This window comes from Sedimentibacter sp. LTW-03 (genome assembly GCF_052059825.1).
Lineage (GTDB): Bacteria > Bacillota > Clostridia > Tissierellales > Sedimentibacteraceae > Sedimentibacter.
Window position 1 is genome coordinate 1955426 of record NZ_CP197180.1, and the last position, 23740, is coordinate 1979165.

Consider the following 23740-nt stretch of genomic DNA (forward strand, 5'->3'; position numbering starts at 1 on the left):
GTATCATAAAATCGCTGGAATCATTGTTCCGGTTCATGTAGTTGGAGTTCAAACCCTACAGTCGTGCCAAATCCAATCACACTTTCGAGTATTAGGGAGGTGCCGTGGAGATTTGCTATTCTCTCGCAAAGTGTCAACCCTAAACCGAAGCCATCATTTATTCCGGCGTGAGATCTATCAATTGTATAGAACGGTTCTTTTATTCTGGACATATCTTTTTCAGAAATGCCTTTTCCATTATCACTAACCGTTATTTTATACTTGTTTTCTTCTAAATATCCTTTGATGAGGATTTCGGTTGCCTCTGCTTTTTCGGCATTGTCGCAAAGGTTTTTCAGTAGCGAAATAATGAGGATTTTATCTGCACAAACAGTAGCAGGCTGCATATTCCAAATAAAGTGTTCTCCAGTATTGATCTTTAGCTTTTGGACATCTACCGGCTCTATGGAAATATGCTCATCGGATAACCCCATTAAGTCCATCAGTTTCAAGGAAAGTTCGGAAATTCGTTTGCTTTCTTTATAGATGTAATCGGCAGACTTGATCTGAACTTCAGGGCTGTTTTCGTGGCTTCTCAGCATATCAGCATAGCCCATAATTGCGGTCATGGGTGTTTTCAGTTCATGAGAAAAATTTGCAACAAAGTCCTCTCTGGAACAAACCGCCTGCTCTAAAAAGTTTATCTTTTCTTCAACGGCCTCTGCCATTTTATCGAAGTTCTGCGCCAGCACTCCTACCTCATCATTGGAGGTTATATGAGTTCTGTAACCGTAGGAGCCGCCTGCTATTCGTTCACTAATATTGGATAGCTTCTGAATCGGATAAGTAATATATTTAGATAAAATCCATACGCAAATTATGACACAGATAAGCAACACAATATCGAGCAATAGAGCTTGTCTATATTGTATTTCTTTTTGTACAAACACATCGCTGATATCATTGACTGTGATAAAATAAACTTCTTTTTTTTCTACAATGAATGTCGAGATAACTCCTAAAATAAAGCTATCAGAATACTCTTTTATTCGGTACCCATCTTTTAAGTCAATCAGTTTTTCTATGAAATCTATATCCGTAATCATTTCATACGAAGAATACAACATTTCATTTTCATCGGTATAAAGAGCTGTGCGATTTAAGCCGCCTATAAGCTTCATTGTTTCATAGAGTGCTTGTAAATTGTCATCGAAATTCGATTCATCTCCGTATACTTCTTTTTCTATAAAAATGCGATAATTCGCATGCTGCATTTGATACTGGCGTATAATCTGCTCCATAGCAAAATCAAAACTTTTTTGAATGATAAGGTGTCCAAATATAGAAAACAAGACAATAACAATCAGTGATATGGCTAATGTCAGCTTCGCCCATAGCTTCACTATTCCACCTCCAGCCTATATCCTAATTTGTAAACCGTCTGAATTTTATTCGCCCAATCTAACTTTTTTCGCAAGCGTTGAATGTGGAGATCAATCGTGCGGGTATTTCCTTGCCATTCTTCATTCCATATTTTTTCATATAACCGTTCACGATAAAGAACAATATTTTTATTCTGCACGAGCATTACAAGTAAATCAAATTCTTTAACTGTTAAAAGAACAGGCTGCACATCCTTTTTTACGGTTCGCTGGATAATATCTATTTTAACATTATCAATTTCGAGCAATGTTTTTCCCTTGCCTACCCTGCGTAGCACAGCTTCTACCCGAGCCATTAGCTCTTCCGTTTCAAAGGGTTTAACAATATAATCATCAGCTCCCATATGCAGCCCTTTTACACGGTCTTTTAAGCTGCCTTTGGCAGTAATAAAAATAACTGGGGTAGCTGTCGGTTCAATATACTTTATCAATTCATATCCGTCAATTTCAGGCAGCATAATGTCCAGCAGAATGAGATCATATGTATTCTTTTCAATCAAGTCTGCAGCAATTTTCCCATTGTGAGCAACTGCACAGTCATATCCCATTCTGCTTAAATTAATTGCAATTAACTCACGTATAGCAACTTGGTCTTCAACAATTAGAATTTTAATCATAAGGCAACTCCTTTCAAATGTATCTTGATTGTATCATGAGTGTTATCGTAAAGCAATTAATCAGTACATGATCCTTTACTGGATTGCGTAACACGTTTTATCGATTGCAAAAGAGTTGTTGTTTCTATTCCTGCCTTTGATTTTATCAAGACACTTATTATTCATATTCCCGATAGACAATTTAAAATGGTTAGATATTATGGTATTTATGCTCAATCTACTCCTAATTCTAAGGATTTAATTAAGCTTACTCCTTCTATACAAAAAACTCGTATTCTTAAATATTCTAGTTGGAGATTTCGCATTGCCTTATCCTTTTAAAATAAAAAAAACTACACCTTCATTGGTTTATCACCAACAAAAATGTAGCTTATAACTTGAAAGAGTTGGTAGTAAAACGATGTGAGTACACTTTTAGCGACGAGATTTAAACTCACACGCAAGGTAAGGGTTATGCTCATTAGCTGTATTTTTCAATAAATCTTATGCAAGCAATTTCTAAATTCTTGCAACCTTCAGTTTCTATAGGAAAATGCCCAGCACCATCAAGCATAATTAGTTCTTTCTTACAGCTTAGCTTATTAAAAAAAAGTCGACTTAAAGATATATCCGTCCATCGGTCATTCTCTGGATGAACTAACAATAACGGACATTTATGAAACTGATTTGCTTCTATTTCAATTTGTGGGTTAAGCATTGTGTATAAAAAAGCAATAGATACTTTAGTTCCTGATGAGCGATTATCTGCCATAAGCAGTTTTGCAAGCTCTCTATTATTTACAATTGCTTTCATATTACTCACGGCTTTCATAGGTAGCTTTACTTTTGCAAGGGGCTGATTTAATAATTTTAAAAATGGCTTAGATAGTTTGGCTACCAATGGGCTGATGGCAGTTTTTTGCGTAACAAGTGGAATACGTTGATCTAATAAACAAGTAGCTATTATGCCATTTAATTTACAACATCTGCATGCTACCTGATATGCAAGCATACCACCTGCGCTTAGCCCAAATACAAAAAGAGGAATATTATTTTTACGAAAATGGCTAACGATTTCAGTTCCACAATCTACCCATGTTTGATAGGAAATTTCACCATTATACTTCGTATAGCCGTATAAGGGTAAATCTGGACAAATAACTTCATATCCTTGTTGGCTCAAAGGCACAGCAATGAATGAGAGTAACCTCCCGTTACCACCTACACCGTGAAATATAACTATGGTTGCTTTAGGCTTGTCTGTTCTATAATGGTCGATGTGCAGATTAATATTATCTATTTTATAATAATACTCATCTGGCATATTTTTCGAGGTCAATCTATTTTCAACAGGCAGGAAAGATTGCATTTCTCTCCATGTATTATCATTATTATACATACTATATTCTCCACATTATATAAATTATCTTTACCCCTTTCGCCTTAACCCTTGAAAACACTGGGTTTATCGGGTTTTTCTTGGGGGTTTTATCCCTTATTTCCCTTGTTTTTTCTCTTATCAGAAATCTATAAGGGAAACTATACTTTCAAATTAAATCGTAGCCGCTTCGAGTAGCATCACAGAGTTCCGTTTTGACTCTCTTGTAGCATGGGCATAAATGTTCATCGTTGTGTTAATATCAGAATGCCCTAATAACTCTTGCACATCTTTTGGTGCAGCTCCATTTGATAACAACTTACTGGTGTATGTGTGTCTGAGCTGATGCAAATGAAAATTCTCTAAGCCTTCAACTTTTTTCTTTAGGGTAAGGCACATACCTGTAATTGTTCTTGAGGCTTCTAATGTTCCATCTGGTCGCAGACAAACGAGGGAAATGTCATTGTATTCTTCCGGCACACTGCTTGTCACAGGCTGCGAATGTAGATAATAGTAAGTGCGGTTTTTGACCTTTTCTATGGTATAGTAGTTTTGACGATATAACTCATCGTACTGCTTTCTATTTTTCTGCTGCTCTTTCTTTGCCTGTATTAGTATGCTTGTCAATGTATCCCCAAAATCCACGGTGCGTATCTTTTTGCGTTTTGTCGGTCCGATTGTCATAGCCTTTCGAGTATTATTATAACATACACTTCGCCGAACTGTTAAGTATTTTCCCTCCAAGTCAATATCCTGCCAAGTCAAGCCGCAAACCTCGCCAAGTCTTAATCCTGTGTAGTAAGCAATTTGTATAGGGAGCAATGCCGGATTGTTCGTTCCCTGCAAATACTCTGACATCTGCTTAAATTGCTCGTCAGTCACTACTGGGGATTTTCCTACTTCTCCATCTCCATCGCTGCTAAACATTTCAAAATCATCTTGACTTCCTCTAAGCACTACATATTGCATAGGATTAAAGGTAATCAGTTGTTTTGGGAACACCGCAAAGCGAAATGCACCTCTCATCACTGCTGCATAAACATTAAGACTGCCTGCCGACAGTGGGGTTGACTTCTTTCCGTTTGATAATGGTTGAGCAGAGGAAAGAGAATCAAAAAACTTTTGCAGATGGTCTGCTGTAATGGTTTTCAATTTTCTTTTGCCAATAGCGTGTAGCATAATGCGATTTGCACTTACAGAAAAAGAAGCCAGTGGCAAATGTAAAATGGATCCCAAGTCAAGGACATTTTGAAAAAGTCTAGGCAGCTAAAAGCTGATTTCTATATTGTATAGGAGTCAGCTTTTTTAATCCCCATTGATATCTAAAGTTATTATAATACTCCATATAATTATCTATTTTAAGCTGTAATTCCTCAAATGTGGAACAATTTTTATAATCTATCTCATCTTTCATATGACCGAAAAATGATTCTTGAGGAGCGTTATCCCAACAATTCCCTCTTCTTGACATGGATTGTCCAAGATTATATATCTTCAGTAGTTTTTGAAATCTTGGGCTAGTATAGTGAGCTCCTTGATCTGAATGTATAAAGGCACCTTTATGCAATAAGTTTTTATGTAATATCATTAATTTTTCTATAGTCTCAGTTACTATATCAAGAGTAATACGATTAGATAAATTATATGATAGTATTTCATTTGTTGATGCATCTTTAATAGTTGATAGATATGCCATACAAGATGTTCCATAGGGAATATACGTTATATCCGTTAATAGAACTTTCCCAGGAATCTCTTGCTTAAAGTTTCTATTCAAAAGATTAGGCACAACAGTATGTTCTTTAGTTGCTTTCATCATCCTTCTATACGGATTTGCTTTTCTAATAGGACATTTGATGTTATACTTTCTCATAATTCTCTGTATGCATTTTCTATTAATTATTAAATTGAATTCGTTATCTAGAACCATTTTAATTGATCTAGAACCTTTCTTGTATCCTCTGTGATTAAAAGCTTTCAAAATCACCTCTTTTAGTTGTAGATTTCTTTGTTCTCGTATATTTCTATGTTCAGATGATTTTATGTAACTATAATAACCTGATCTTGATACTTCAGCTACTTTGCATAAATGGGTAACCATATTTTTAAAGTTGTACTTGGATATGATTTTCTGAATAAGTTTAAAGATAATAGCTGCTTTCAATTTACCTTTTTTCACCTGCCTTTCTTGCAGCTCGATTTTTTTTAATAATTCAGCTTCGGCTTTCCAGTATGCTATTTCGGCATCTTTTTTAACTATTATTTCTTCCACAGATAACTCATGATTTAAAGGTCTACCACTATTAAATTTTCTGGTATCTCTAAGCCCTAGCTCACCAGACTTCTTGTATGATTTACGCCATCTTTTGCTTGCACTCCAAATTCTATCATTACCTAATAAATCTATATCAAATCCTGCATCAATAAAAATTTGAGTTGGCAAAATTCCATTACTATAGCCAGCAATAAACAACGATTTAAATTCATCTGTATAAGTAATCCCACGTTTACTTGCTGACTTTACATATTTATTCTTTGATAATATATCAATCTCTTCATCAGAAAATGATTTCTTACTCACTATATTCACAACCTTTCTATTATATTGTACATAAAAAAATCCTATAGTAATAGACTTTTTTTATTGTCTACTCTATAGGATCCATTTTAATGCTGCTCACTGGCTTCTTTTTTATTTACTGCGTGGCCAAAGCCATCTTAGAGTGTCATTGCCAATATTACTTCGCTGGAATTTTTAACACATCCCCGGGGTGAATGATGGAAAACCTGCTCTGATTGTTGAGCTGTTCCAGCTCTGCCATTGTACAGCCTACATTGTAGGCAATCAACCAGAAGCTGTCGCCCCTTTGCACAACATAGGTGGTATATTTTCTGTTCTTTGGAGCATCGGCGGTCACGCCATATTGGTCAAAGGTATAGGTGATGCCGTCAATGTTCTTCGTGCCTGTAACAGCCTTCCCATTTTCATAGTACATTCACTTGCCGCTGTCATTGAGCGTCCAGCCCTGTGCGGTGTCACTATTGATGGCAAGCTCCACGAAACGCTTGAGGACTGCACTGACCTCGGCTCTGGTAGCCGTCCCTTGCGGGTCAAACTGATTGCCGTTTTTGCCTGCGAGGATGCCAGCCATCTGCATTTGTTTTACTGCGTCATTTGCGTAGCTTCCAATTTTAGCGTTGTCTGCAAAGATGTTTTCAGCGTGTACCTTTGGAAGCTCAAAGCCGATTGCCTTTGCGTAGTTTGCCATGATAACTGCCATCTGTTCACGGCTGATGGCCTGATCCGGTGCAAACTTACCGTCGCCAGTGCCGTTTACGATGCCGTTCTTGCTTGCCCATTCAATGTAGCCGAGGTAGTAACTGCCAGCCTTGACATCGGTGAAACTGCTGGTTTTGTAGCTGATAACATCTGCGCCAGCCAGTCTGCCAAGAGCTGTAACAAACATTCCTCTTGTCATAGAGATATCCGGAGAAAATTTACCCTCTCCTGTGCCGTTCAGCAGCCCACGGGCGGCCACAAATTCGATACTCTCATTTGCCCAATGGTTTGTGATGTCGGTAAAGCTCACATTTACGGACTTATAGCCAACCGCAAACTTGGAGAAGTGATCGGTGACAAAGCTGAGTGTTTTGGTTGCAGGGTCATAGACCGAGTTGGGCATTTCCTGTACCTTGCCGGAGCTGTCGATGTAGTAAGCCACCACATTGGCAGGGTTTTCACCCGGCTTTAAGGTGTATGGTATTGAAACGGAAACCTTGCCATCGCCAAAGTCTGTGACTTTTTTGCCGTTGTTGCCTGTGATAGAAAGGTCATAAACAGGCCTGTCGCCTACAATCTTCTTTGCTTCTGCGGAAAGGGTGCTGTTATCTATCTTTTTCGCTGTAACGGAAATATCAGAGCCAAGCTGCTTCTGAATTTCCTTTAAGGCGTCCAGATTCAAGCTGATCTTAACAATTCCGCTTGTGATACGAAGTTCCGTTACTTCTGCCCTCACCAGTGCGTCTACGCTTCCTTTCGGCAGGCTTGTGCTGATGTTTTCAGCTTTGGTATTTTGGGTATCCACCTTGAGTTCCACCACAATACCATTGTCTGTTGTGCCGTTTTTCTTAGCCTCCGCCTGCGCCTTTGCGATGGCGTTATCCACCGCCTTTTCGGACACATTCGCACTTACCGTGTCGCCAGAGACTGTCGGCTTTACGGTTGCTGTGACCTGGGTAGGCGGGTTCGGATTTTCGGTGGTAGCAGGTGGGGTGGTTACTGTTGTGTTGCTGCCGCCGCCTGTGGAGCCACCGCCGCCCGAGCTATATTGTGTTACGGTCAGAGTGCCTGTTCCGATGGTGATGTTATAGTTTTTCGTTACTGTCTCTCCAAAGGTTGGTTCTGTGGTAAAGACAATATCAAATACACCTACCTTGACAGTGGTTAGCGGCACTCCGTTTTCCTGTGCCTCCATTGCAATGGCATCGGGATTGGTTGGGTTGAGAATATCATTTGGTAATCTACCTTCTATCTCCCAGCCAAAGATTGGCATACTTTGATTGGATTCAATGCTGCCACTGGAAGGTCTTACAACCATGTCTTTTTTCGCCACCGTTATCGAATATATTGCAGTCGCCTGTGCGTGGGTTGCTGTTTCGGCTGCGGTTGCTGTAATGGTGGCACTGCCTACACCTTTAAGGGTTACCTCGCCTGTGTTTCTGTTTACCGTTGCCACGCTGGTATTGCTGCTTGCGTAGGTAATTTCACCGTCTACGGTTGTTTTGGTAAGCTCATTGGTATATATCTCTCCATAGGTTTTGTTTACACTTCCCACAGCATAGGAGATATTCTGTAGCTGTTTGTCGGTGGAGGTCACCGTTACTGTAACGCTGTAATCATTGTAGTAGCTTCCCCCTGTTACAGGGATTGTGATGGTGCCTGTTTGCCCTGCTGTGCTTGCAGAGGCAGTGTAGACGATAGTTGTTGTGCCAATGAGGGTCATATCGGTCATGGTGATGGTACCGCCACCGTCAGTTGGTGCGCCATAGCTTGCACCGTCGGGCAAGTTAGGGAGTGTCATCTCAGCTACTTCCCCTGTGGTAAGCACAAAGCCTGTGGCAGTTTTGAGGCCTGTGTACTCCGCCTTGTTAACCGTTACTGCTTGAGTGGCAGTCATACCGCCATAGCCCAAGGTGACAGCAGTGTCACCTGCTTGGAACGCAGTTCCGTTTTGGTAGGTCACGCTCATGTCGTTATATCCCACTCTTACAGTGGAACCGCTTGTAAGGGCTGCGGTCAGCACAAGCCCTGTCAGTTCAAGGGTTTCACCATGCTGATAGGTAGTTTTTGCGGGTGGAGTGGTCACTGCAAGGCTGACAATATCATCCTCCACCACGGTGATGGATACCGTGCCTGTTACATTGTTGTAATCTTCCGTATTGGTCGGGGTAAATGTCCAGTTATAATCCTTTGTTCCCACGGTAAGAATCTGCCCATAGTCAAATGCCAGTATGCCCGAATTGCTGTCGGTATGGCTTAAAATCACAACCGAGGTGGTATAGATGGGGGTGTTCTCCACGCTGACACCTGTAATAACAGGGGTTGCCTTGATTACAGTGAGGAAGGCACACTCTTCGCCTCGCTGTGTATCGTCCTCATAGACAGCGTCTACACTATACATGCCTGCACCCACAGGCTTGCCGTCTGCGTTCAAATCACCTGTAGTGCCTCCAACAACGGTGTAAGTGTAGGTAAATGTGCCTGTGCCATTTTCTGTGCCGTTAAAGACGGCTGTTTCGTGGGAAAGCGCATTTCCTGTGTAGGTGGCAGTGCCGCCTGTAAAGGTGATATCGTTTGATACATCAACCTTATCCACAATATTGACTGTCAGAGTTCCGAGGGTTTTGCCATCCTTCTTTGCAAGCAAGTCAAAGCTGCCTGTAGAGGCACCCTTTGGCACCGTAACAGGAATACCATAGCTATTTGCTGTGCCCACCGTTACATCGCTAGGCAGTGTACCCTCCTGTACCCAGCCAACGGCAGTGTCCATTGCCATGCCAAACTGGTCAAGGTCTTTGTATAGATAGCGTACCGTTGATGAGGATTCAGCAGGGATTTTGATGGAATTGCTTTGCGCTTCCAGCTTTACACCATCTCGATAAAAGGCAAAGCCGGTAGCAACCGGGATATATTGAATAGCGTAAGGGTAGTCGGTTATCTCTTTGTCTGCAGGTATCTCAATTAGATCTGAGCCGTCACGATTTAGGCTTACAAGGTTCATGGCATTAGTTTCCTTGCTTTTTAAAGAAATCCCTACGGAAGTACCTGTACCTTGCCCTGCAATGCCCAAAATTTCACCACTACCACTGATGGAGGAGGTTCCACTAACTACAAAATACACACCATAGCTTTCACCATCTGTGCCTGTGGTATTTCCGCCTGTGCCTTGGAGCTGACCACCCGTCACCCGGACAGTGCCGCTGTTCACATAGACGCCGTAGCTTCCGGCACCATCACCATCGGCTGTGCCGCCTGTGCCAACGATTATTCCATTATCACTGAGGGTAATTGCCTTGGCATCAATGCCAATGCTGTTGCGGTTAGCTCCACTGACTCCGCTGACTATGGCTTCGCCACTGACGGTGAGCGTACCTGTTGCCTCGATACCAACTTCTGTCCGGGAGCGTCCCTCAATATTGCCGGTGTCACTGACCGTCAAGTTCGCACAGGAGATACCGACAACCATGCCCGTTGCGGAGACTGTGCCGCCGGTGACGGTGATATCGCCACAATCTATGGCGCCCATGGCTATATCTGAATTGCCGTTTTGGGCATGGGTAGTTCCACCTTCAACGGTAAGCTCCTGAGCATAGATGCCATAGCTGCTACTGTCGTTGCCAGCAGCATCGTCAGCAAATGCATACAATGTGCCGCTTCCTCGGATAGTCAAGGGAGCGTTATCCATATAAATGCCTGCACTCTCGGCATCGGTGGTATTACTTGAATGAAGATTATTCTCACCTTGCAAAACGATGGTAAGGGGGAAGTTAGCAAAAAGGGCGGACTGAACCACATAATCATCACTGTCGGTTGTTGTGCCGATGGTGTTGTTGGTATATCCGTATAAGGTCAGCGTTCCCGAATAGGTATCGGCATCGTAGAGATAGGAATAGCCCTCGCCGTTAATTTGTGTGGCGCTGTCGGCGTCAATTTCTGTTGCGCCCAGCTTGAGGAGATAGCTTGCGGTTCCAAGGGGTTGTAGGGTAATATCCTTGCCTGTTACATTGGCGTCGGTTACGTCAAAATAATTAAAGTAACCTGTTTTATAGCCTGCTTTACTGACAGTTATTGCATAGGAAGTGCCATTTCCTACATTCGAAATAGTGTAGTCGCCATTGCTGTCGGTGGTGACAGAGCTGCCCACAGTGGCGCCTCGATAGTCATATAGCTGTACCAAAGAGTCCGCAAGACCGCCGTTTGCATCGCTCACCGTGCCACTTATGGTGTAGGCAGGTGCTGCAACGGCCTCTTTGTGAAAGTAGGTGCCATCCCAAATATACTCACCTGCTGTGACCTTGTTGTTAGCTGGTGTGTCGCTTGCCGCCGCTACCGTAACCACGTTGTTATTTGGATAGATATAGGCACCATCCATGAGCACACTTGCGCCTACTTTTAGCTTTGCTCCCTGATGAAGGTTCAGTTTGCCCCCGTTTGCACCGATGAGGGTAGCGTAGTCTATCAAAATTCCCGTGTCACCACCTATATCAATGCTGACGGTGGAATTATCAATGGTCATAGTGCCGCCAACAACCTCAATACCTGTCCCTGCCGTATTGACGATATTCACCGTGCTACCGGTGAGGGATAGGTCGGGAACATAGATACCCTTGCTGTTTATACCGCTGTTTTCCACTATAACGTTACTGCTATTAAGGATCATGCGCGCCCCATCAACGGCGGAAATGCCGTCGCCATAAATGTTAGATACGGTAATACTACCTCCCTCACTTATCAGCGAACCGGAAGAATCCAGATGGATACCAACACTACCATCGGCAGCGTTAGTTGCAGACAGCTTACTGCCGCTTCTGAGATTCAATGTTCCGACAACCATAATGCCAATCCCGCCTGTTGCCGGATTTGCGTTTAGTGTACCCGTTCCGGCAAGGGTTAGAGTTTTGCCGTCCGGGATTGTGAGCGTACCGGCATCAGTTAAAACCGTTTTTCCCTCTGCGATATTCAGCGTGTGGTCTGCACCTACATTGATGCCGACGGCGCTCATTGTAATGTCTGCTGCCACCTGAATGGCTGCGGGTGTGGTGCTTTCCAGCGCCGCTTTAAGGTCTGCGGCGGTGGTCAGTCCTCCTCCGCTCGTTTCCGCCAGAGCAATATTCTTGCCGGTGGGGACAGCGCTGCGCATCTGCTTGTCGCTTGGGACTGCGGCGCAGTCCTCACAGACAAACTTGCAGTCGAGGGTGCTTTCGTAGCACTCCGCGCCGTGGATGTGAGTTGCATTGTTCTCTGTAGCTTCTGGCTCCCCGCTGTCCCGCACAATGTCGCAGGTCAGCTCATCGGTGTAGCAATCCTCTGTATGCTCGTGATGCTCACACAGGCTGGACGCACCGATGGTTGTACCGCCCTCCGTCGCAAACGCCACCGTTGGCAGCAGGCTCATCACCATGCACACCGTCAGCAGGAGGCTTAAAAATCTTGCTCGTGTTTTTTTCATTTTGTTTCATCTCCCTTCAAATTTTGTGTTTCTTGCTTCTCTTTGTCCTTCGCCAGCATGGCGAAAATCTCCGCCACTGTGAACGAGGGACCGTCCACCCAATAGAGCCGCTTTCCGTCTGTCTGTGGGCGGTCAAACAGCCGCTTTTCAATAAGCCTTTGAAAGGCAGGTTCGCTTATCCTGTCACCCAGCTCTAAAAAAATGCTGTGGCCGTTGGAAAGCAAAATGTCGAAACAATCCCCATCCAGCGAATCCACCTTTGTAATGGTAGGCAGTTCTACTTCTGTCGGTTTCCATGTCATATTCTATCTCCTCCTAACAAATCACTTTGTGATTCTCTTTACAAAACCATTATATAAGAGCAGAAAGCAAAAAGTGGCGAGAGTGTCAAAAATGACACTCTCGCCACCGGAAAGTTTTTATCACGGGCGAATTCTTATTCTTTTTCAAAGCAGTAGCCCTCACCTCGTGACCACTTAATCTGCCATCCGCTGCCTTCAATTTTGCTGCGCAGGCGCTTGATGGTACTTTTGAGGGCGTTGGCATCCCCGCTCATGGGTTGATTCCATACCTTTTCATAGAGATATTCCCCGTCAATCATGCGCTCAGGGTTCTGCACAAAAATCAGCAACAGGGCAAATTCTTTTTTTGCCAGTAGCAGGTCGGTTTCATCCAAAAGGGCAATGCCTGCCGACACATCCAGTGTCAGGTGGCCTTTTGTGATGCGCTCCGGCACACGCTCTGCCATGCGAAGCAGCGCCTCCACCCGTGCCAATAGAATGGTAAAGTCGTAGGGCTTGGTGAGGTAATCGTCACCGCCGCTGCGAAGTCCCCGCAGAATATCCTCCTGTGCATTCAGTCCGGTGAGCAGCAAAATGGGAATGCCTGCGTTTGTGCTTTCCCGCAGCTCCCGCATAAGGTCAAGGCCGTTGCCGTCAGGAAGCATAATGTCCAGCACGATGCAATCCGGGCGATTTTCTCTCAGCTTTGTATATGCCTCAGCCAAGGTCACAGCGGTATCAATGGTGTAGCCCTCCCATTCCAGCATCCGCTTGTTGCCCTGCATAATTTTCTCGTTGTCTTCCACAAGCATGATCCGCTTGTTCATATTTTTCTTTTCTATCATGCATCCTCACCTCCGAATTGTCCCTGATAGATGGGCAGCGTAAAGGTAACCGTTGTGCCGCAACCTTTCTCGCTTTCAATTTCAATTCTGCCGCCGTGGGATTCCACCACCGTCTTGCAGAGAAACAGGCCAAAGCCGGTGCCACCCTCGCTGACACCTCGTTCAAACACATGGGGCAGGAGCTGGGACGAAATGCCGGAGCCGTTGTCGCTTACTGTGATGACTATTTCACCGTCATTGAGCGCGGCTTTCAGACAAATCATGCCTTTTTTAGTGTGTGCGGTAGCATTTTGCAGGAGATTGATGATGACCTGCGACAGTAAATCGGCATTTCCAAAGACTATCAGCTCATCGGGGATTTCCGCAACAAGCGCATTGTCATGTTTGGCAAGCAGCAGTCGCATCATCTCTGTTGTGTTCCCCAGCAGTGCAGAGAAATTGGTTTTAATTTTTTCCGTGCTATCGGCAATGACGTTGAGGGAGAGCATTCCCTCAACCATGCGGCTAAGGCGCATAATTTCTGCCTGCGCATCCTGCAAAAGCTCCTGTGCTTCTCCATCCTCGGTCACGCAGTCCATCCGCTTGAGCAGTCCCATCACCGTTTGAATATTAACTGAAATAACCGTCAAGGGTGTTCGCATCTCATGGGAGGTGTTCGCCAAAAACTGCGTCTTTGCCTGATTGACTTGCGCCAAAACAGCGTTTTGCTCGTCCACTCGTTTCTGCTGCGCTCGGTACAGGCTGACCTGTGCGTACATGGTCGTACACAAAGCAATGCTCACCACCAAGAGATCCATCAAATTGCTGACAAGAAAGCCGCTTTCCTCAGCAAACATGGTCACGCTCTGGGGATTTACATAGGCGAACAGATACAGCCCAGCATAGAGGGCAAGTTCTAATGTAGTTACAATGACAGCAGTTTTTCCCTCCAAAAGAAAGACCGTAAATACAGGGGCAAAAATAAGGAAGGTCGGGATGCCACCGTGGTAGCCGCCCATATTGAAAAAGAGATAAGGAAATAGCGCAAAAAAGGAAATAAGGATAAAAATCAAACGGCAAACTGCAGCTCGCCTCGGCTTTTTTGCTTGAAGCAGGAGCATGATACAAAAGATTGCCGCCGCTACATCCACCAACACACCCACCATCCCAATGCCTGCAAAGGTATTTACAAAGGCAATGACCAGACAGAAGCAGGCGCTAATTAGCACCATCACATTAAAAATACGCACACGCAAATCAAGGGTGTGGTCAAAATAGGTATGTAAGAACTTGATGATTTGGTTTTTCATGTACGACCTCCTTGACAACTTTTTCTGCGTGAGTTCATTCAAAACCCTCGCAAGGCCGCATAAACACTGGCTTTTTCAGCCCTGTATCCATTTTGACCTAATCTTCTGAGTGAGTTGGTAATTGTAGATGCGAGTGCGTGTTTAACAAAAGGACTTGAACTGTAACGCAAGATTATGCTCATTAGATTGGGTTGTATTTATCCTTAAATTCACATCTTGCTAATTTTGTGATTTGAGAAATAAACTCACTTTTAGCAAAAGTATAACCATCTCTGTCATGTTTATATTTTTGCTGTATGGCTTGTTTAAGTTTACCATATTCTTTTGCTGTTTCAGGATGTGCAATTAGATAATCTCTAAAATACAGTTCGTTATGGTCAGCTAATTCTCTGACATGTATGTGAAATACTTGCCCCTCAAAACCTTTCTCGCCATAACCTTTAATATACATAATAAGGTCATTTGGTGGTCTATTTACAATATATCCTTTTTTATTTAGCTTTTCAGTTATGTTTGTTAGACTGACATCTTTTTTTATTTCAACTAAAATGTCAATCGTAGGTTTAGAAATAAGATTTGGTACAGCAGTACTACCTATATGGCTAATACGCAAAATCATGTCACCAAAACACTGTTGTAAAAATGATTTTTCTTCAAGATATGATTGTATATAATTTGGATTGTATTCTGAAAGTACTACTGGATACAATTTACCGAGCCTTTCTGATTCGCTTTCACTTGTAACATCGGTAAAATCTTTTTTCACAATCTTCCACCACCTAATATAAATAATCTTCACCTTATTATAACATGCAAAAATAAAAAATACAATTTAGGATAATCCTTAAACTGTATTTTTATTTATGGTGCGGATGACAGGACTTGAACCTGCATGAAATTGCTCTCACACGGACCTGAACCGTGCGCGTCTGCCAATTCCGCCACATCCGCATAATTTATGTCGCTCAAGTATATTATCATATTTAAATAAATTAATCAACCTTTTTTTTGCAAAAATTTAAGGAAAATTCTCTTGGAAAATAATCCAGAAAGTAAAATATCAAACCAGCCACGTTTTGTGGCTGGCTATTTACCTCGCCGGATATTTTAATATCCGTATTGCTATGTTTTTTTATCAGAATATCTCAGATGTCTGGAGCTGATACTTTAGTTTAACTTCTCATACGTTCTCACACTTAAAGCTATCGCCTGTTCTCTTGTAGCCATGCCGTAACTTGCGGCTTCCTGCGCCGTTGTGATGGCTTTCGGCATAAAGTTTCCCTGCGCATCCCCTGTAATAATACCAACTTTAGACATATACTTTGTTGCTTCAACCGCCCATGTTGAAATATTATTTTGGTCGGGAAAATCTTTCACTCCCTCAATACTATAATCTTCGTCCGGCTTAATGGCTTTAATTGCTCTGAAAAGCATAGCTGCACATTGCTCACGGTTTATTAACACCTTTGGAGAAAAGGTAGTCGCTGATGTGCCAGATGTGATTCCTAATTTATACGCCTTTAAAATTTGTGTATTTGTCGTATCTGTAAATGGATTTACTGAAACAGGTTGGCTTGTTTCAGCTGCCACCTTTTCGTATAGCAATACAGACAGCTCACAAAATTCCTCTCTGTTAATAGGTTTTGTCATATCTGCACCATTAAGAATACCCGGTATAAGCCCCAAATCGGCGGCTTTTTGTAGCTCAGGTTTTGCCCATTCATTAGCCTTTGAATAAAAGTCGCCAGATCCTATGGATACTTCATTAGAAAATGGAGATTCAATATAATCCCATGCATATTCTCCGTCTTCATTAGGTTCTCCATAATAATATTGATAAAAGAATTGAGCTTTAAAAGCATGCTGCCTGTCTTTTATTAATACTTCCTCCATCGTTCCTTCATCATCAGGATAATAATAAAAATAGTACGTATTTGTTTTGCCCGGAACTATATATTCTGTATCCGTCAAAGTTTCCAAATGACCTCCGTCAGCTTTCTCAAACCCTTGATTATCTATATTAGCAAAATAATCAATAAGTACAAATCCGTCTGTTGGTTGTGCTTTATCCAAATCGATAATGCTCTGTGGTATTTGTACTTGAAATTCAAAATATGGTTGACCTTTATGATCACCACTTTCTTCTGTTTTTAATTCAACACTTAACAGTTTTGGCGCTTCTAATTTTGACGGCACATCGTCCGGTAATGCAAACGCAGTAGTTTGTAATAGAACTACCACCATCAAAAAAGTTAAAAAAAAGCTCAATAATTTACATTTCATTTTCATTCACTCCTTAAAATTAATTTGTTGTTACTTCATATTTCCCGTCATAAATTCCACCTGTCTTATCAATTTTGTAACCATTATCCATGAAAAGCTTTTTAGCTTCTTCTGTGGTAGTTATGCTAAACGGTAAAACTTGAAAGTCTGCTCCTGTAGTATTTTGAGCCAAAACAAAATCATAATGGTTTTTGCTTACTGTCAGGAATACAGCATGATCAGCCTTAATTGCTTCTCCTCTTGAATCAAAATTATTACCGAATTGATAAAGTAAAATGACAGTATCATCGTTCGTCAACAGACAGTATACACTTGTTTTTTGGATTAATGCACTATTTCGCTCTGAGTAGCTCTCTGTATGAAAAAGGTTTTTGTTACCGTCAAACGAGCCATTTTCAACCAATCTGTCACCCGCCTTGTCATAAGGGGTAAAGCCGTCTTTTTCTCGTACATCATCACGTCCAAAGCTATATACTCTTCCATTCTTTTCTATAAACTCCTGAAAACCGGAAATCATACCCGTTCCCTCAAAACGACCATCTTTGTTATCCATATTTAACAATTCATACATTGACGCTGTCGCCAAGGGCATAAAGGCAGCAGGTATCTCTATAACAGGTATATTTTCATATTCATTAATCACCTTCTCATGTATTCCTTCGATTTCTGTTACAGCATCAATGAAATCAGATATTTTGTCAAAGCTCTTGCTTTTAGAAGAATTATCCGGCTCAGGATTGACTGGTTCAGAAATCTTATCAATCGCCGATGATACTTCATTTTCCTCATTTTCAGATGTTAAGGGAACATCAATAGTTATATTTTCCCCACAGCCTGTAAACATTCCAACAATCATAAATACAATTAAGACTGCTCCTAAAATTTTTTTCACTTAATAAAACCTCCTTTCGTCATTTTATATTTCTAAAATTAATAATTATCTCAGCTTTAGTATTAACTCCTAACTTCCTATATATATTAGCCTGATGCGTGTTAGCAGTTGAATATGAAACTGAGAGTTGTTCGGCGATTTCTTTTAATGTATATCCTTCAATAAGCAGCAAATAAGTGTCCTTTTCTCTGGACGTTAAAGTTTTCACCAGTTTTTTCTTTTCTGGTACTGATAGTTCTAATCCTTTGCTATAGAGGAGCATTTTTTGATCTGTAATTTCCAAATGTTCTTCATTTTTTGCTTCCTCTTTCTCTTTCTCTTTTTTTGTTTTATTCTTTGTAAATATATTTTTAAATTTTTTAATCACCCCACTGAAATCACCTCCATTACTATACTAATGTAATTTCATTTTAATTTTAAAAGCTTATTCCAACAATTCATGAGTTTTATTGATACACACAAAAACGCCCCTCAATAGAATTATTGAGGGGCTAAAAATGGTTGAATTTTAGCATTTAACTAGTTGTGATATATTCTTTGAATAAAATCATCAACTCAGCTTTACTTTGTATGCCAAGTTTTCTGTAAACCGAAACATAATAGGTGTTTATAGTTGCATACGCTTTGCCTTCTATAGCTGCAATCTGTTTTAGGGAATATCCGTTAAGCAGCAACTTACAAACTTCTGTTTCGGCAGGTGTCAGTTTAAAATCTTTAAGTTTAGCTTCTAAACGCGTGCACATTGTAACATCTAGGCGGTATGTATCGTCTATCCACTCTCCACCATACAGCATTTCAAGAAATACCGGCGATAAAGCAAAAAACACAATGATAACAATAATAGAAAACAGCGCCATGAAATTACCGGGTATAATATAAATCGTACTTTTTGAAAGTGCGACAATTGACAACCCAGAGAAGTAATAAAGCGATGATAATACAATACCTATACGGTAAAACAAGACGCTTTGAAACTTTTTAGCCATAAAACCGGCTAAATAATAAATATTAGTTAAGCCAATCATATATGCCGCTCCAAAGCAAATAATCGAAGCACAACCCATTACTAAATTTTCATGGTGTATAAGACTGAAAACGAAACCGATGGCAGTAAGAGCAAACGAAACATTAAGCATATTACAAATATTTACGGAAAATTTTTTTTGAACAAATATAAGAAAAGAAGATCCTATAAGCACTCCGTAAAAGTACAGACTTTCTACGTTGTGAGATGCCAATCCCGAAAGGTTTCGTATGGTCGCAGGAGCTAAAACATCATTAAGCCCAAGTACAATAAAAACAACCGGCATCAAGTAGTAGGCTTTAGATGGAACTTTAACTGTGCCGGATTTAGGCATATTATCTATATTGTTTCTATATAAAAACGAACAAACTGCAAGAATTATTAGAATTAAGGCTATAAAAATTGTAGCACCGTCAACCTTGGATTCAGGGCTGCTTAGCATCGGTCGAAAGAACATAAGTAACTTTGGTAACAATACAGCCAATATCATAGCATAAAATTTTTCAGAATTATTTAACACCATAAAAAAAGAATAGCAACTTGAGGCAAAAACATGTCCTATACAGGCAGAACCAAGAACCAGGATAGCTTGTGATACCATTCCGCTGGGAACAAATCTTATGCCTAAAAAACAAACTATAGCAATAATAACACTATAAAATGTTTTTGGAACGTACTTACGTCCGTCAAATAAAACTGTGATAAATGGGCATACAATAAGCCACACGCAGGTGAATAAAAATGGATTTCCCACCTTTTCATTGTATAGATTACTTTCAAAGCGAAATTCTCCAAATGGCAAAAAATATGAGTAAAGCCAAATAAACATACTAATCCAACCAATAAAAAAAGGAAGGTTTTTTTTAGTAATGTGTTTAAAATTAAGTTTATTGACCGGGATAAACATAACTTTGACAAGCTCAAGTATATTTGACATTTTCATAGTTTCACCACTACATTAGATTTCTAAACTATATTATATTAAGTGCTGTTTTAGACTACACCTCTATAATGTCATGTAATAATTGTATATATCCTAACTTATCTTTATTATAATATATTTACAGAATAAATTCTACATTAATACATTAATATAAAATTATTGACATTTTAATAATTTTATGCTTAAAATCTACTTGATAATTTAAGCTTGGAGGCGCAGTCTAAAAAGACTGTGTAGCGGTTGTTTTAGATGATTATTTTATGACTTCAACGCTGTATTTATTGCTTAGCTCTGCTTTTCTGTCCGCATATAACTGTTCCTGTTTTTCCATGAAGCATGCATCTTTAACTTCCTGATGAACCTCTTCAAGACTGGAGCTTCTTTTTGTAGTATGATCTGTAAGTTTGATTATGTGGTAACCAAATTGTGTTTTAACAGGCTCACTGATTTCTCCAACCTGCATTGAAAAAACAGCCTTCTCAAATTCAGGAACCATTTGTCCTTTTCCGAACTTTCCTAATGATCCACCGGCCTGTTTTGAAGGACAGCTTGAATATTGTGCTGCAGCATCCTCAAATGAAAGACCATCTGTTATATCCTCAAGTATTTCGTTTGCTTTTTCTTCTGAATCTACAAGTATATGACTTGCCTGAACCATTTCATCAGTTACAAACTTTTCCTTGTGACTATCATAATAGTTTTTTATGTCTTCTTCCGAAACTGATATTTCATTGAACATTTTTCTGAGGCTGTACTGCTGAAGCATGGATTTTTTCATGTTTTCCATTACTTCAATAAATTCCTCATCTTTATCAAGATCCTTCTCAACAGCATCTGAATACATAAGCTCATGCATAACAAGCTCATCAACCAGTTTTTTTCTTCCTTCTTCACCTTGGAAATATGCTGCGTTCTGTCCTAAATTCTTCATCAGATTATTTAAATCTGATTCCCTTATTTCTCTTCCATCTACTTTTGCCAATATTTTATTATCCATTATTTCTCCCTTATCAATTAAATAGGAGGGCAATACCCTCCTTTTATTCTTCTTCTTCCATGAACTCTAATAGATTAGTTAATTCAGAAATACATTTGTCTTCATCTGAACCTTTTGTTAATATTATAAGTTCATCGCCCTTCATTGCACCTAATGCCATAATACTGATTATGCTTTTGCCGTTAGCTTCCTGAATGCCTTTTTTTATAATTATCTCACTGTCAAAGTTTCTAGCTTTTTTTACAAATATAGCTGCCGGTCTCGCATGTAGTCCAATTTTATTTTTCAAAATTACTTTTTGTGATCTCATTATATTCACCTCATTTCTCTTGTTCAAAATCTTTAGCAATTTCTTCAATTTTTCTTAATCTATGATTAACACCTGATTTTCCAAGGGGTGGGTCTAGCATTTCGCCCAGTTCTTTTAAGCTCGCATTGGTGTGCTTCAGTCTCAAATAAGCAAGCTCTCTCAAGTGATCCGGAAGTTTATCAATAGCTTTATGCTTCTTTAATACCTTAATGCTGTTAATCTGTCTCATCGAAGTGTCAACTATCTTATCAAGGTTAGCAGTTTCACAATTTATAACTCTGTTTATTTGATTTCTTGTTTCTTTAACTGCTCTTACATTTTCAAATTCAAGTACTGCACTGTTAGCACCCATTAATGCCAGCAGGTCGGAAATCTGTTCACTTTCCTTTATATAAGTCACATAATAGTTCTTACGAAATATAGTCTTACCATTTATGCCAAAACTCTTAAGCAATTCTCTAATTCCTCTGCTGTGCTCCTCCTTATTGCTTACAAACTCAGCATGATAAGATCTTTCAGGATCGCTTACACTGCCGCATCCCATAAAAGCTCCTTTAACATAAGCTCTCTTAGATGCTTCACTTCTTACAATACTTTTGGGAACTCCATAGTCAAAAGTCATTATATTAAGATCATTACCTGTTAATCCTGTTTCCTGCAAAAACTTCTTTGAAAGATTTTCTTCAATTTTTATGATGTAATTGTTATGCTTTTTCAATCTGTTGGTTTTTTCAACGCTTACCTGTGTAGTAATTTCAAATGCCACCTTAAGAAGCTTAAAAATACGTCTCGCAATCGCAGCGTTCTCTGTAGAAAACTCAACTTTCATCTTATTAAAACCCTTAAGGGTAATATAACCCATTGTTCTTACAAAAGCTGCCGCTTCAGCCTTTGCACTGACTATATCTTTTATTTCTGTTCTTGACAGTTCTTCTTTTAGTTTAGATGAAAAAGTCATGTAATCACCCTACTTGTAACAATGAAATTTTATATCCTCAACAGCTTTTTTTATGATTTTTCTTTCATCATCATAACGTGCAATTGCCAATGATCTTTCAAACGGAAGAAATTTTGCTTCCACAAATCCTTCGTTTTTTAAAGCGACACAGTTCATGTTTCGTGCCATCATTAAATACCAATGTACTTCTTTGTTTATATGGACTCTGTCCATATAGCAGGTTCTATTGAACTCATAGCTTATTTTTCCCAGATATTTAATGGTAGTAACCTTTGCCCTCGTTTCCTCATAAACTTCACGCAAAGCTGCTTCCTTCAAGGATTCATTTTTCTCAACTCTTCCCTTTGGAAGGACCCAATCTCTGTTAAATTTTCTTAACATCAATATGCTGTTCTTGAAAAAAACAATTCCTCCGGCACTTACTTCTACAACCATATTTGCTCCAACTTTCAATATTGTAGTTTATATAATATCACAATATTGAAAAAAATCAAATATATATTTACAGTGTACAATAAAAATGATTGTATTTCAACTTTTTTATAATGAAAATTTTCGCTGATATAACCTAGTCATTGTTTCTTTCAGGCTTTTTTCCATAGTACTGATAATAATCCACTCTTACATCGCCGTTAAACAACTTTCTTTTTCTATCTGCTTTCCTACCAAAGTCTCTTTCAAAAGAATCAACTGACGTTATTACATATGTGGACCATGTCTTATCTTTGCCGAATACCTGCCCCAGTTTTTTATGAATCTTATGTATTTCTTCTGTCTCACCTATTCTCTCGCCGTACGGAGGATTTGTTATCAATATTCCGTTAGGACACATAGGCTCTCTTATCCTCGTAACATCCTTCACAAAAAAATCAATACAGTCGTCAACTCCGGCTTCTATTGCATTTTCCTTAGCGATTTCAATTGCTTTTTTGCTTATATCAGAGGCAAAAATTTTAATGTCAGAATCAAGGTCAATTTTCCTTCTTGCCTCAACTTTTGCATTTTTCCAATATTCTTCCTTGACTACTGGCCATCCCTGAGATGCAAATTTTCGATTAAGTCCCGGCGCAATGTTTCTTCCAATCATGGCAGCTTCAATAGCAATTGTTCCTGAACCGCACATGGGATCGTACAAAACTCTGTCCTTATTCCAATAGCTGAGCTTTACCAATGCAGCAGCCATAGTCTCCTTTAATGGAGCCATTGTAGACTTTTCTCTGTATCCTCGCTTGAACAATCCTTCTCTTGCCCCAGTTGTATCGATTGTAAGAGTTGCAACATCCTTGTGAATTGATATCTGTATTGTAAATTCAGCTCCAGTTTCCGGCATCCATTCCCTGCCATACTCCTGGCACAATTTTTTGGATACTGCTTTTTTAACAATGGACTGGCAGTCCGGGGTAGAGTACAATTTAGATTTAACACTCTTCCCTTTTACCGTAAACTTTCCTTCCTCAGAAATCCATTTTTCCCAGGGAAGCTCATAGGTTTTATCGAACAGTTCTTCAAACGTGTACACGTCAAACTGACCCATAACAAGCATCACCCTGTCTGCGCACCTTAAGTTTATATTTGTTCTAGGAATATCATCAATTTCGGCATCAAAGTACATCCATCCGTTATCTGTCACTACGTCATCGTACCCCAAATCATGAAGTTCTCTTTTAACTATTGCCTCTAAACCAAAGGCAGATATGGCAGCTAATCTTATTTTTTCCATTGTAATCCTTTCAATTTAATCGTATAACGACATCGCTATAAGCGTAATTCGACAAACTTTTGTTGCTGTAATGC

Annotated in this window: 21 protein-coding genes and 1 tRNA gene; 1 reads left to right on the plus strand and 21 read right to left on the minus strand. The window is 40.1% G+C overall.

All coding sequences use genetic code 11. The annotated features are described in order from the left end of the window. Positions 1 to 20 precede the first annotated feature (20 nt). The gene (locus ACS3UD_RS09705) at positions 21 to 1382 is read right to left on the minus strand and encodes a sensor histidine kinase (protein WP_308139801.1); all 1362 of its coding nucleotides are present in this window, start codon (positions 1380 to 1382) and stop codon (positions 21 to 23) included. Further along, on the minus strand, positions 1382 to 2038 hold the full coding sequence (locus ACS3UD_RS09710; protein WP_308139800.1) for a response regulator transcription factor: 657 nt from the start codon (positions 2036 to 2038) through the stop codon (positions 1382 to 1384). Before ACS3UD_RS09710 ends, ACS3UD_RS09705 begins: the two co-directional genes overlap by 1 nt. A gap of 165 nt (positions 2039 to 2203) precedes the next feature. Here ACS3UD_RS09710 and ACS3UD_RS09715 point away from each other — a divergent pair, with 165 nt between their 5' ends. Further along, complete coding sequence (locus ACS3UD_RS09715) at positions 2204 to 2359, plus strand: hypothetical protein (RefSeq protein ID WP_440977767.1); 156 nt, start codon at positions 2204 to 2206, stop codon at positions 2357 to 2359. A 139-nt stretch (positions 2360 to 2498) separates the two neighbouring features. Here ACS3UD_RS09715 and ACS3UD_RS09720 read toward each other — a convergent pair whose 3' ends face one another. The 19 genes from ACS3UD_RS09720 to ACS3UD_RS09810 all read right to left on the minus strand — a co-directional run bounded on the left by ACS3UD_RS09720 (position 2499) and on the right by ACS3UD_RS09810 (position 23666). After that, positions 2499 to 3416 carry an alpha/beta hydrolase gene (locus tag ACS3UD_RS09720; RefSeq protein WP_308139799.1) on the minus strand — a complete coding sequence of 306 codons (918 nt, stop codon included), beginning with the start codon at positions 3414 to 3416 and terminating at the stop codon, positions 2499 to 2501. Positions 3417 to 3569: 153 nt separating this feature from the next. After that, positions 3570 to 4397 (minus strand): site-specific integrase, encoded by an 828-nt coding sequence (locus ACS3UD_RS09725; RefSeq protein WP_440977619.1) that lies wholly within the window; start codon positions 4395 to 4397, stop codon positions 3570 to 3572. A gap of 256 nt (positions 4398 to 4653) precedes the next feature. Beyond that, the gene (locus ACS3UD_RS09730; RefSeq protein WP_308139797.1) at positions 4654 to 5976 is read right to left on the minus strand and encodes an IS3 family transposase; all 1323 of its coding nucleotides are present in this window, start codon (positions 5974 to 5976) and stop codon (positions 4654 to 4656) included. A 157-nt stretch (positions 5977 to 6133) separates the two neighbouring features. Continuing rightward, the gene (locus tag ACS3UD_RS09735) at positions 6134 to 6391 is read right to left on the minus strand and encodes a LysM peptidoglycan-binding domain-containing protein (protein WP_308139796.1); all 258 of its coding nucleotides are present in this window, start codon (positions 6389 to 6391) and stop codon (positions 6134 to 6136) included. After that, entirely contained in the window at positions 6392 to 12124 is a 5733-nt protein-coding gene (locus ACS3UD_RS09740; RefSeq protein WP_308139795.1) for an S-layer homology domain-containing protein, read from the minus strand. Further along, positions 12121 to 12426, minus strand: a complete 306-nt coding sequence (locus tag ACS3UD_RS09745; protein WP_308139794.1) for a hypothetical protein — start codon at positions 12424 to 12426, stop codon at positions 12121 to 12123. Before ACS3UD_RS09745 ends, ACS3UD_RS09740 begins: the two co-directional genes overlap by 4 nt. A 134-nt stretch (positions 12427 to 12560) precedes the next feature. After that, a complete protein-coding gene (locus ACS3UD_RS09750; RefSeq protein ID WP_308139793.1) occupies positions 12561 to 13250 on the minus strand; it encodes a response regulator transcription factor in 690 nt (229 codons plus the stop codon). Further along, positions 13247 to 14539 (minus strand): sensor histidine kinase, encoded by a 1293-nt coding sequence (locus tag ACS3UD_RS09755; protein WP_308139792.1) that lies wholly within the window; start codon positions 14537 to 14539, stop codon positions 13247 to 13249. Before ACS3UD_RS09755 ends, ACS3UD_RS09750 begins: the two co-directional genes overlap by 4 nt. Positions 14540 to 14720: 181 nt before the next feature. Then, positions 14721 to 15305 (minus strand): GrpB family protein, encoded by a 585-nt coding sequence (locus ACS3UD_RS09760; protein WP_308139791.1) that lies wholly within the window; start codon positions 15303 to 15305, stop codon positions 14721 to 14723. A gap of 98 nt (positions 15306 to 15403) precedes the next feature. Continuing rightward, positions 15404 to 15490: transfer RNA gene (locus ACS3UD_RS09765), tRNA-Leu, on the minus strand. Between the two features lie 216 nt (positions 15491 to 15706). Next, positions 15707 to 16822, minus strand: a complete 1116-nt coding sequence (locus tag ACS3UD_RS09770; protein WP_308139790.1) for an S-layer homology domain-containing protein — start codon at positions 16820 to 16822, stop codon at positions 15707 to 15709. A 19-nt stretch (positions 16823 to 16841) separates the two neighbouring features. Next, complete coding sequence (locus ACS3UD_RS09775; RefSeq protein WP_308139789.1) at positions 16842 to 17714, minus strand: hypothetical protein; 873 nt, start codon at positions 17712 to 17714, stop codon at positions 16842 to 16844. 19 nt (positions 17715 to 17733) lie between these two features. Continuing rightward, positions 17734 to 18081, minus strand: a complete 348-nt coding sequence (locus ACS3UD_RS09780) for a helix-turn-helix transcriptional regulator (protein ID WP_308139788.1) — start codon at positions 18079 to 18081, stop codon at positions 17734 to 17736. A 148-nt stretch (positions 18082 to 18229) separates the two neighbouring features. Beyond that, a complete protein-coding gene (locus ACS3UD_RS09785) occupies positions 18230 to 19681 on the minus strand; it encodes a helix-turn-helix transcriptional regulator (RefSeq protein ID WP_308139787.1) in 1452 nt (483 codons plus the stop codon). Positions 19682 to 19934: 253 nt separating this feature from the next. Further along, positions 19935 to 20678, minus strand: a complete 744-nt coding sequence (locus ACS3UD_RS09790; protein ID WP_308139786.1) for a peptidylprolyl isomerase — start codon at positions 20676 to 20678, stop codon at positions 19935 to 19937. Between the two features lie 43 nt (positions 20679 to 20721). Then, a complete protein-coding gene (locus ACS3UD_RS09795; protein WP_213925409.1) occupies positions 20722 to 20988 on the minus strand; it encodes an HPr family phosphocarrier protein in 267 nt (88 codons plus the stop codon). 10 nt (positions 20989 to 20998) lie between these two features. Continuing rightward, positions 20999 to 21946, minus strand: coding sequence for a DNA-binding protein WhiA (gene whiA / locus ACS3UD_RS09800; protein WP_308139785.1), 948 nt, complete (start codon positions 21944 to 21946; stop codon positions 20999 to 21001). A 9-nt stretch (positions 21947 to 21955) separates the two neighbouring features. Continuing rightward, the gene (locus tag ACS3UD_RS09805; protein WP_308139784.1) at positions 21956 to 22381 is read right to left on the minus strand and encodes an NUDIX hydrolase; all 426 of its coding nucleotides are present in this window, start codon (positions 22379 to 22381) and stop codon (positions 21956 to 21958) included. Between the two features lie 133 nt (positions 22382 to 22514). After that, a complete protein-coding gene (locus ACS3UD_RS09810) occupies positions 22515 to 23666 on the minus strand; it encodes a THUMP domain-containing class I SAM-dependent RNA methyltransferase (RefSeq protein WP_308139783.1) in 1152 nt (383 codons plus the stop codon). Positions 23667 to 23740 lie beyond the last annotated feature (74 nt).

Excerpts from the sequence above, each read along its gene's own strand:
- ACS3UD_RS09710 (WP_308139800.1), bottom strand. The coding sequence starts at position 2,038 with ATGATTAAAATTCTAATTGTTGAAGACCAAGTTGCTATACGTGAGTTA.
- ACS3UD_RS09720 (WP_308139799.1), bottom strand. The coding sequence starts at position 3,416 with ATGTATAATAATGATAATACATGGAGAGAAATGCAATCTTTCCTGCCT.
- ACS3UD_RS09735 (WP_308139796.1), bottom strand. The coding sequence starts at position 6,391 with ATGTACTATGAAAATGGGAAGGCTGTTACAGGCACGAAGAACATTGAC.
- ACS3UD_RS09740 (WP_308139795.1), bottom strand. The coding sequence starts at position 12,124 with ATGAAAAAAACACGAGCAAGATTTTTAAGCCTCCTGCTGACGGTGTGC.
- ACS3UD_RS09745 (WP_308139794.1), bottom strand. The coding sequence starts at position 12,426 with ATGACATGGAAACCGACAGAAGTAGAACTGCCTACCATTACAAAGGTG.
- ACS3UD_RS09750 (WP_308139793.1), bottom strand. The coding sequence starts at position 13,250 with ATGATAGAAAAGAAAAATATGAACAAGCGGATCATGCTTGTGGAAGAC.
- ACS3UD_RS09755 (WP_308139792.1), bottom strand. The coding sequence starts at position 14,539 with ATGAAAAACCAAATCATCAAGTTCTTACATACCTATTTTGACCACACC.
- ACS3UD_RS09770 (WP_308139790.1), bottom strand. The coding sequence starts at position 16,822 with ATGAAATGTAAATTATTGAGCTTTTTTTTAACTTTTTTGATGGTGGTA.
- ACS3UD_RS09785 (WP_308139787.1), bottom strand. The coding sequence starts at position 19,681 with ATGAAAATGTCAAATATACTTGAGCTTGTCAAAGTTATGTTTATCCCG.
- ACS3UD_RS09790 (WP_308139786.1), bottom strand. The coding sequence starts at position 20,678 with ATGGATAATAAAATATTGGCAAAAGTAGATGGAAGAGAAATAAGGGAA.
- ACS3UD_RS09795 (WP_213925409.1), bottom strand. The coding sequence starts at position 20,988 with ATGAGATCACAAAAAGTAATTTTGAAAAATAAAATTGGACTACATGCG.
- whiA (WP_308139785.1), bottom strand. The coding sequence starts at position 21,946 with ATGACTTTTTCATCTAAACTAAAAGAAGAACTGTCAAGAACAGAAATA.
- ACS3UD_RS09805 (WP_308139784.1), bottom strand. The coding sequence starts at position 22,381 with ATGGTTGTAGAAGTAAGTGCCGGAGGAATTGTTTTTTTCAAGAACAGC.
- ACS3UD_RS09810 (WP_308139783.1), bottom strand. The coding sequence starts at position 23,666 with ATGGAAAAAATAAGATTAGCTGCCATATCTGCCTTTGGTTTAGAGGCA.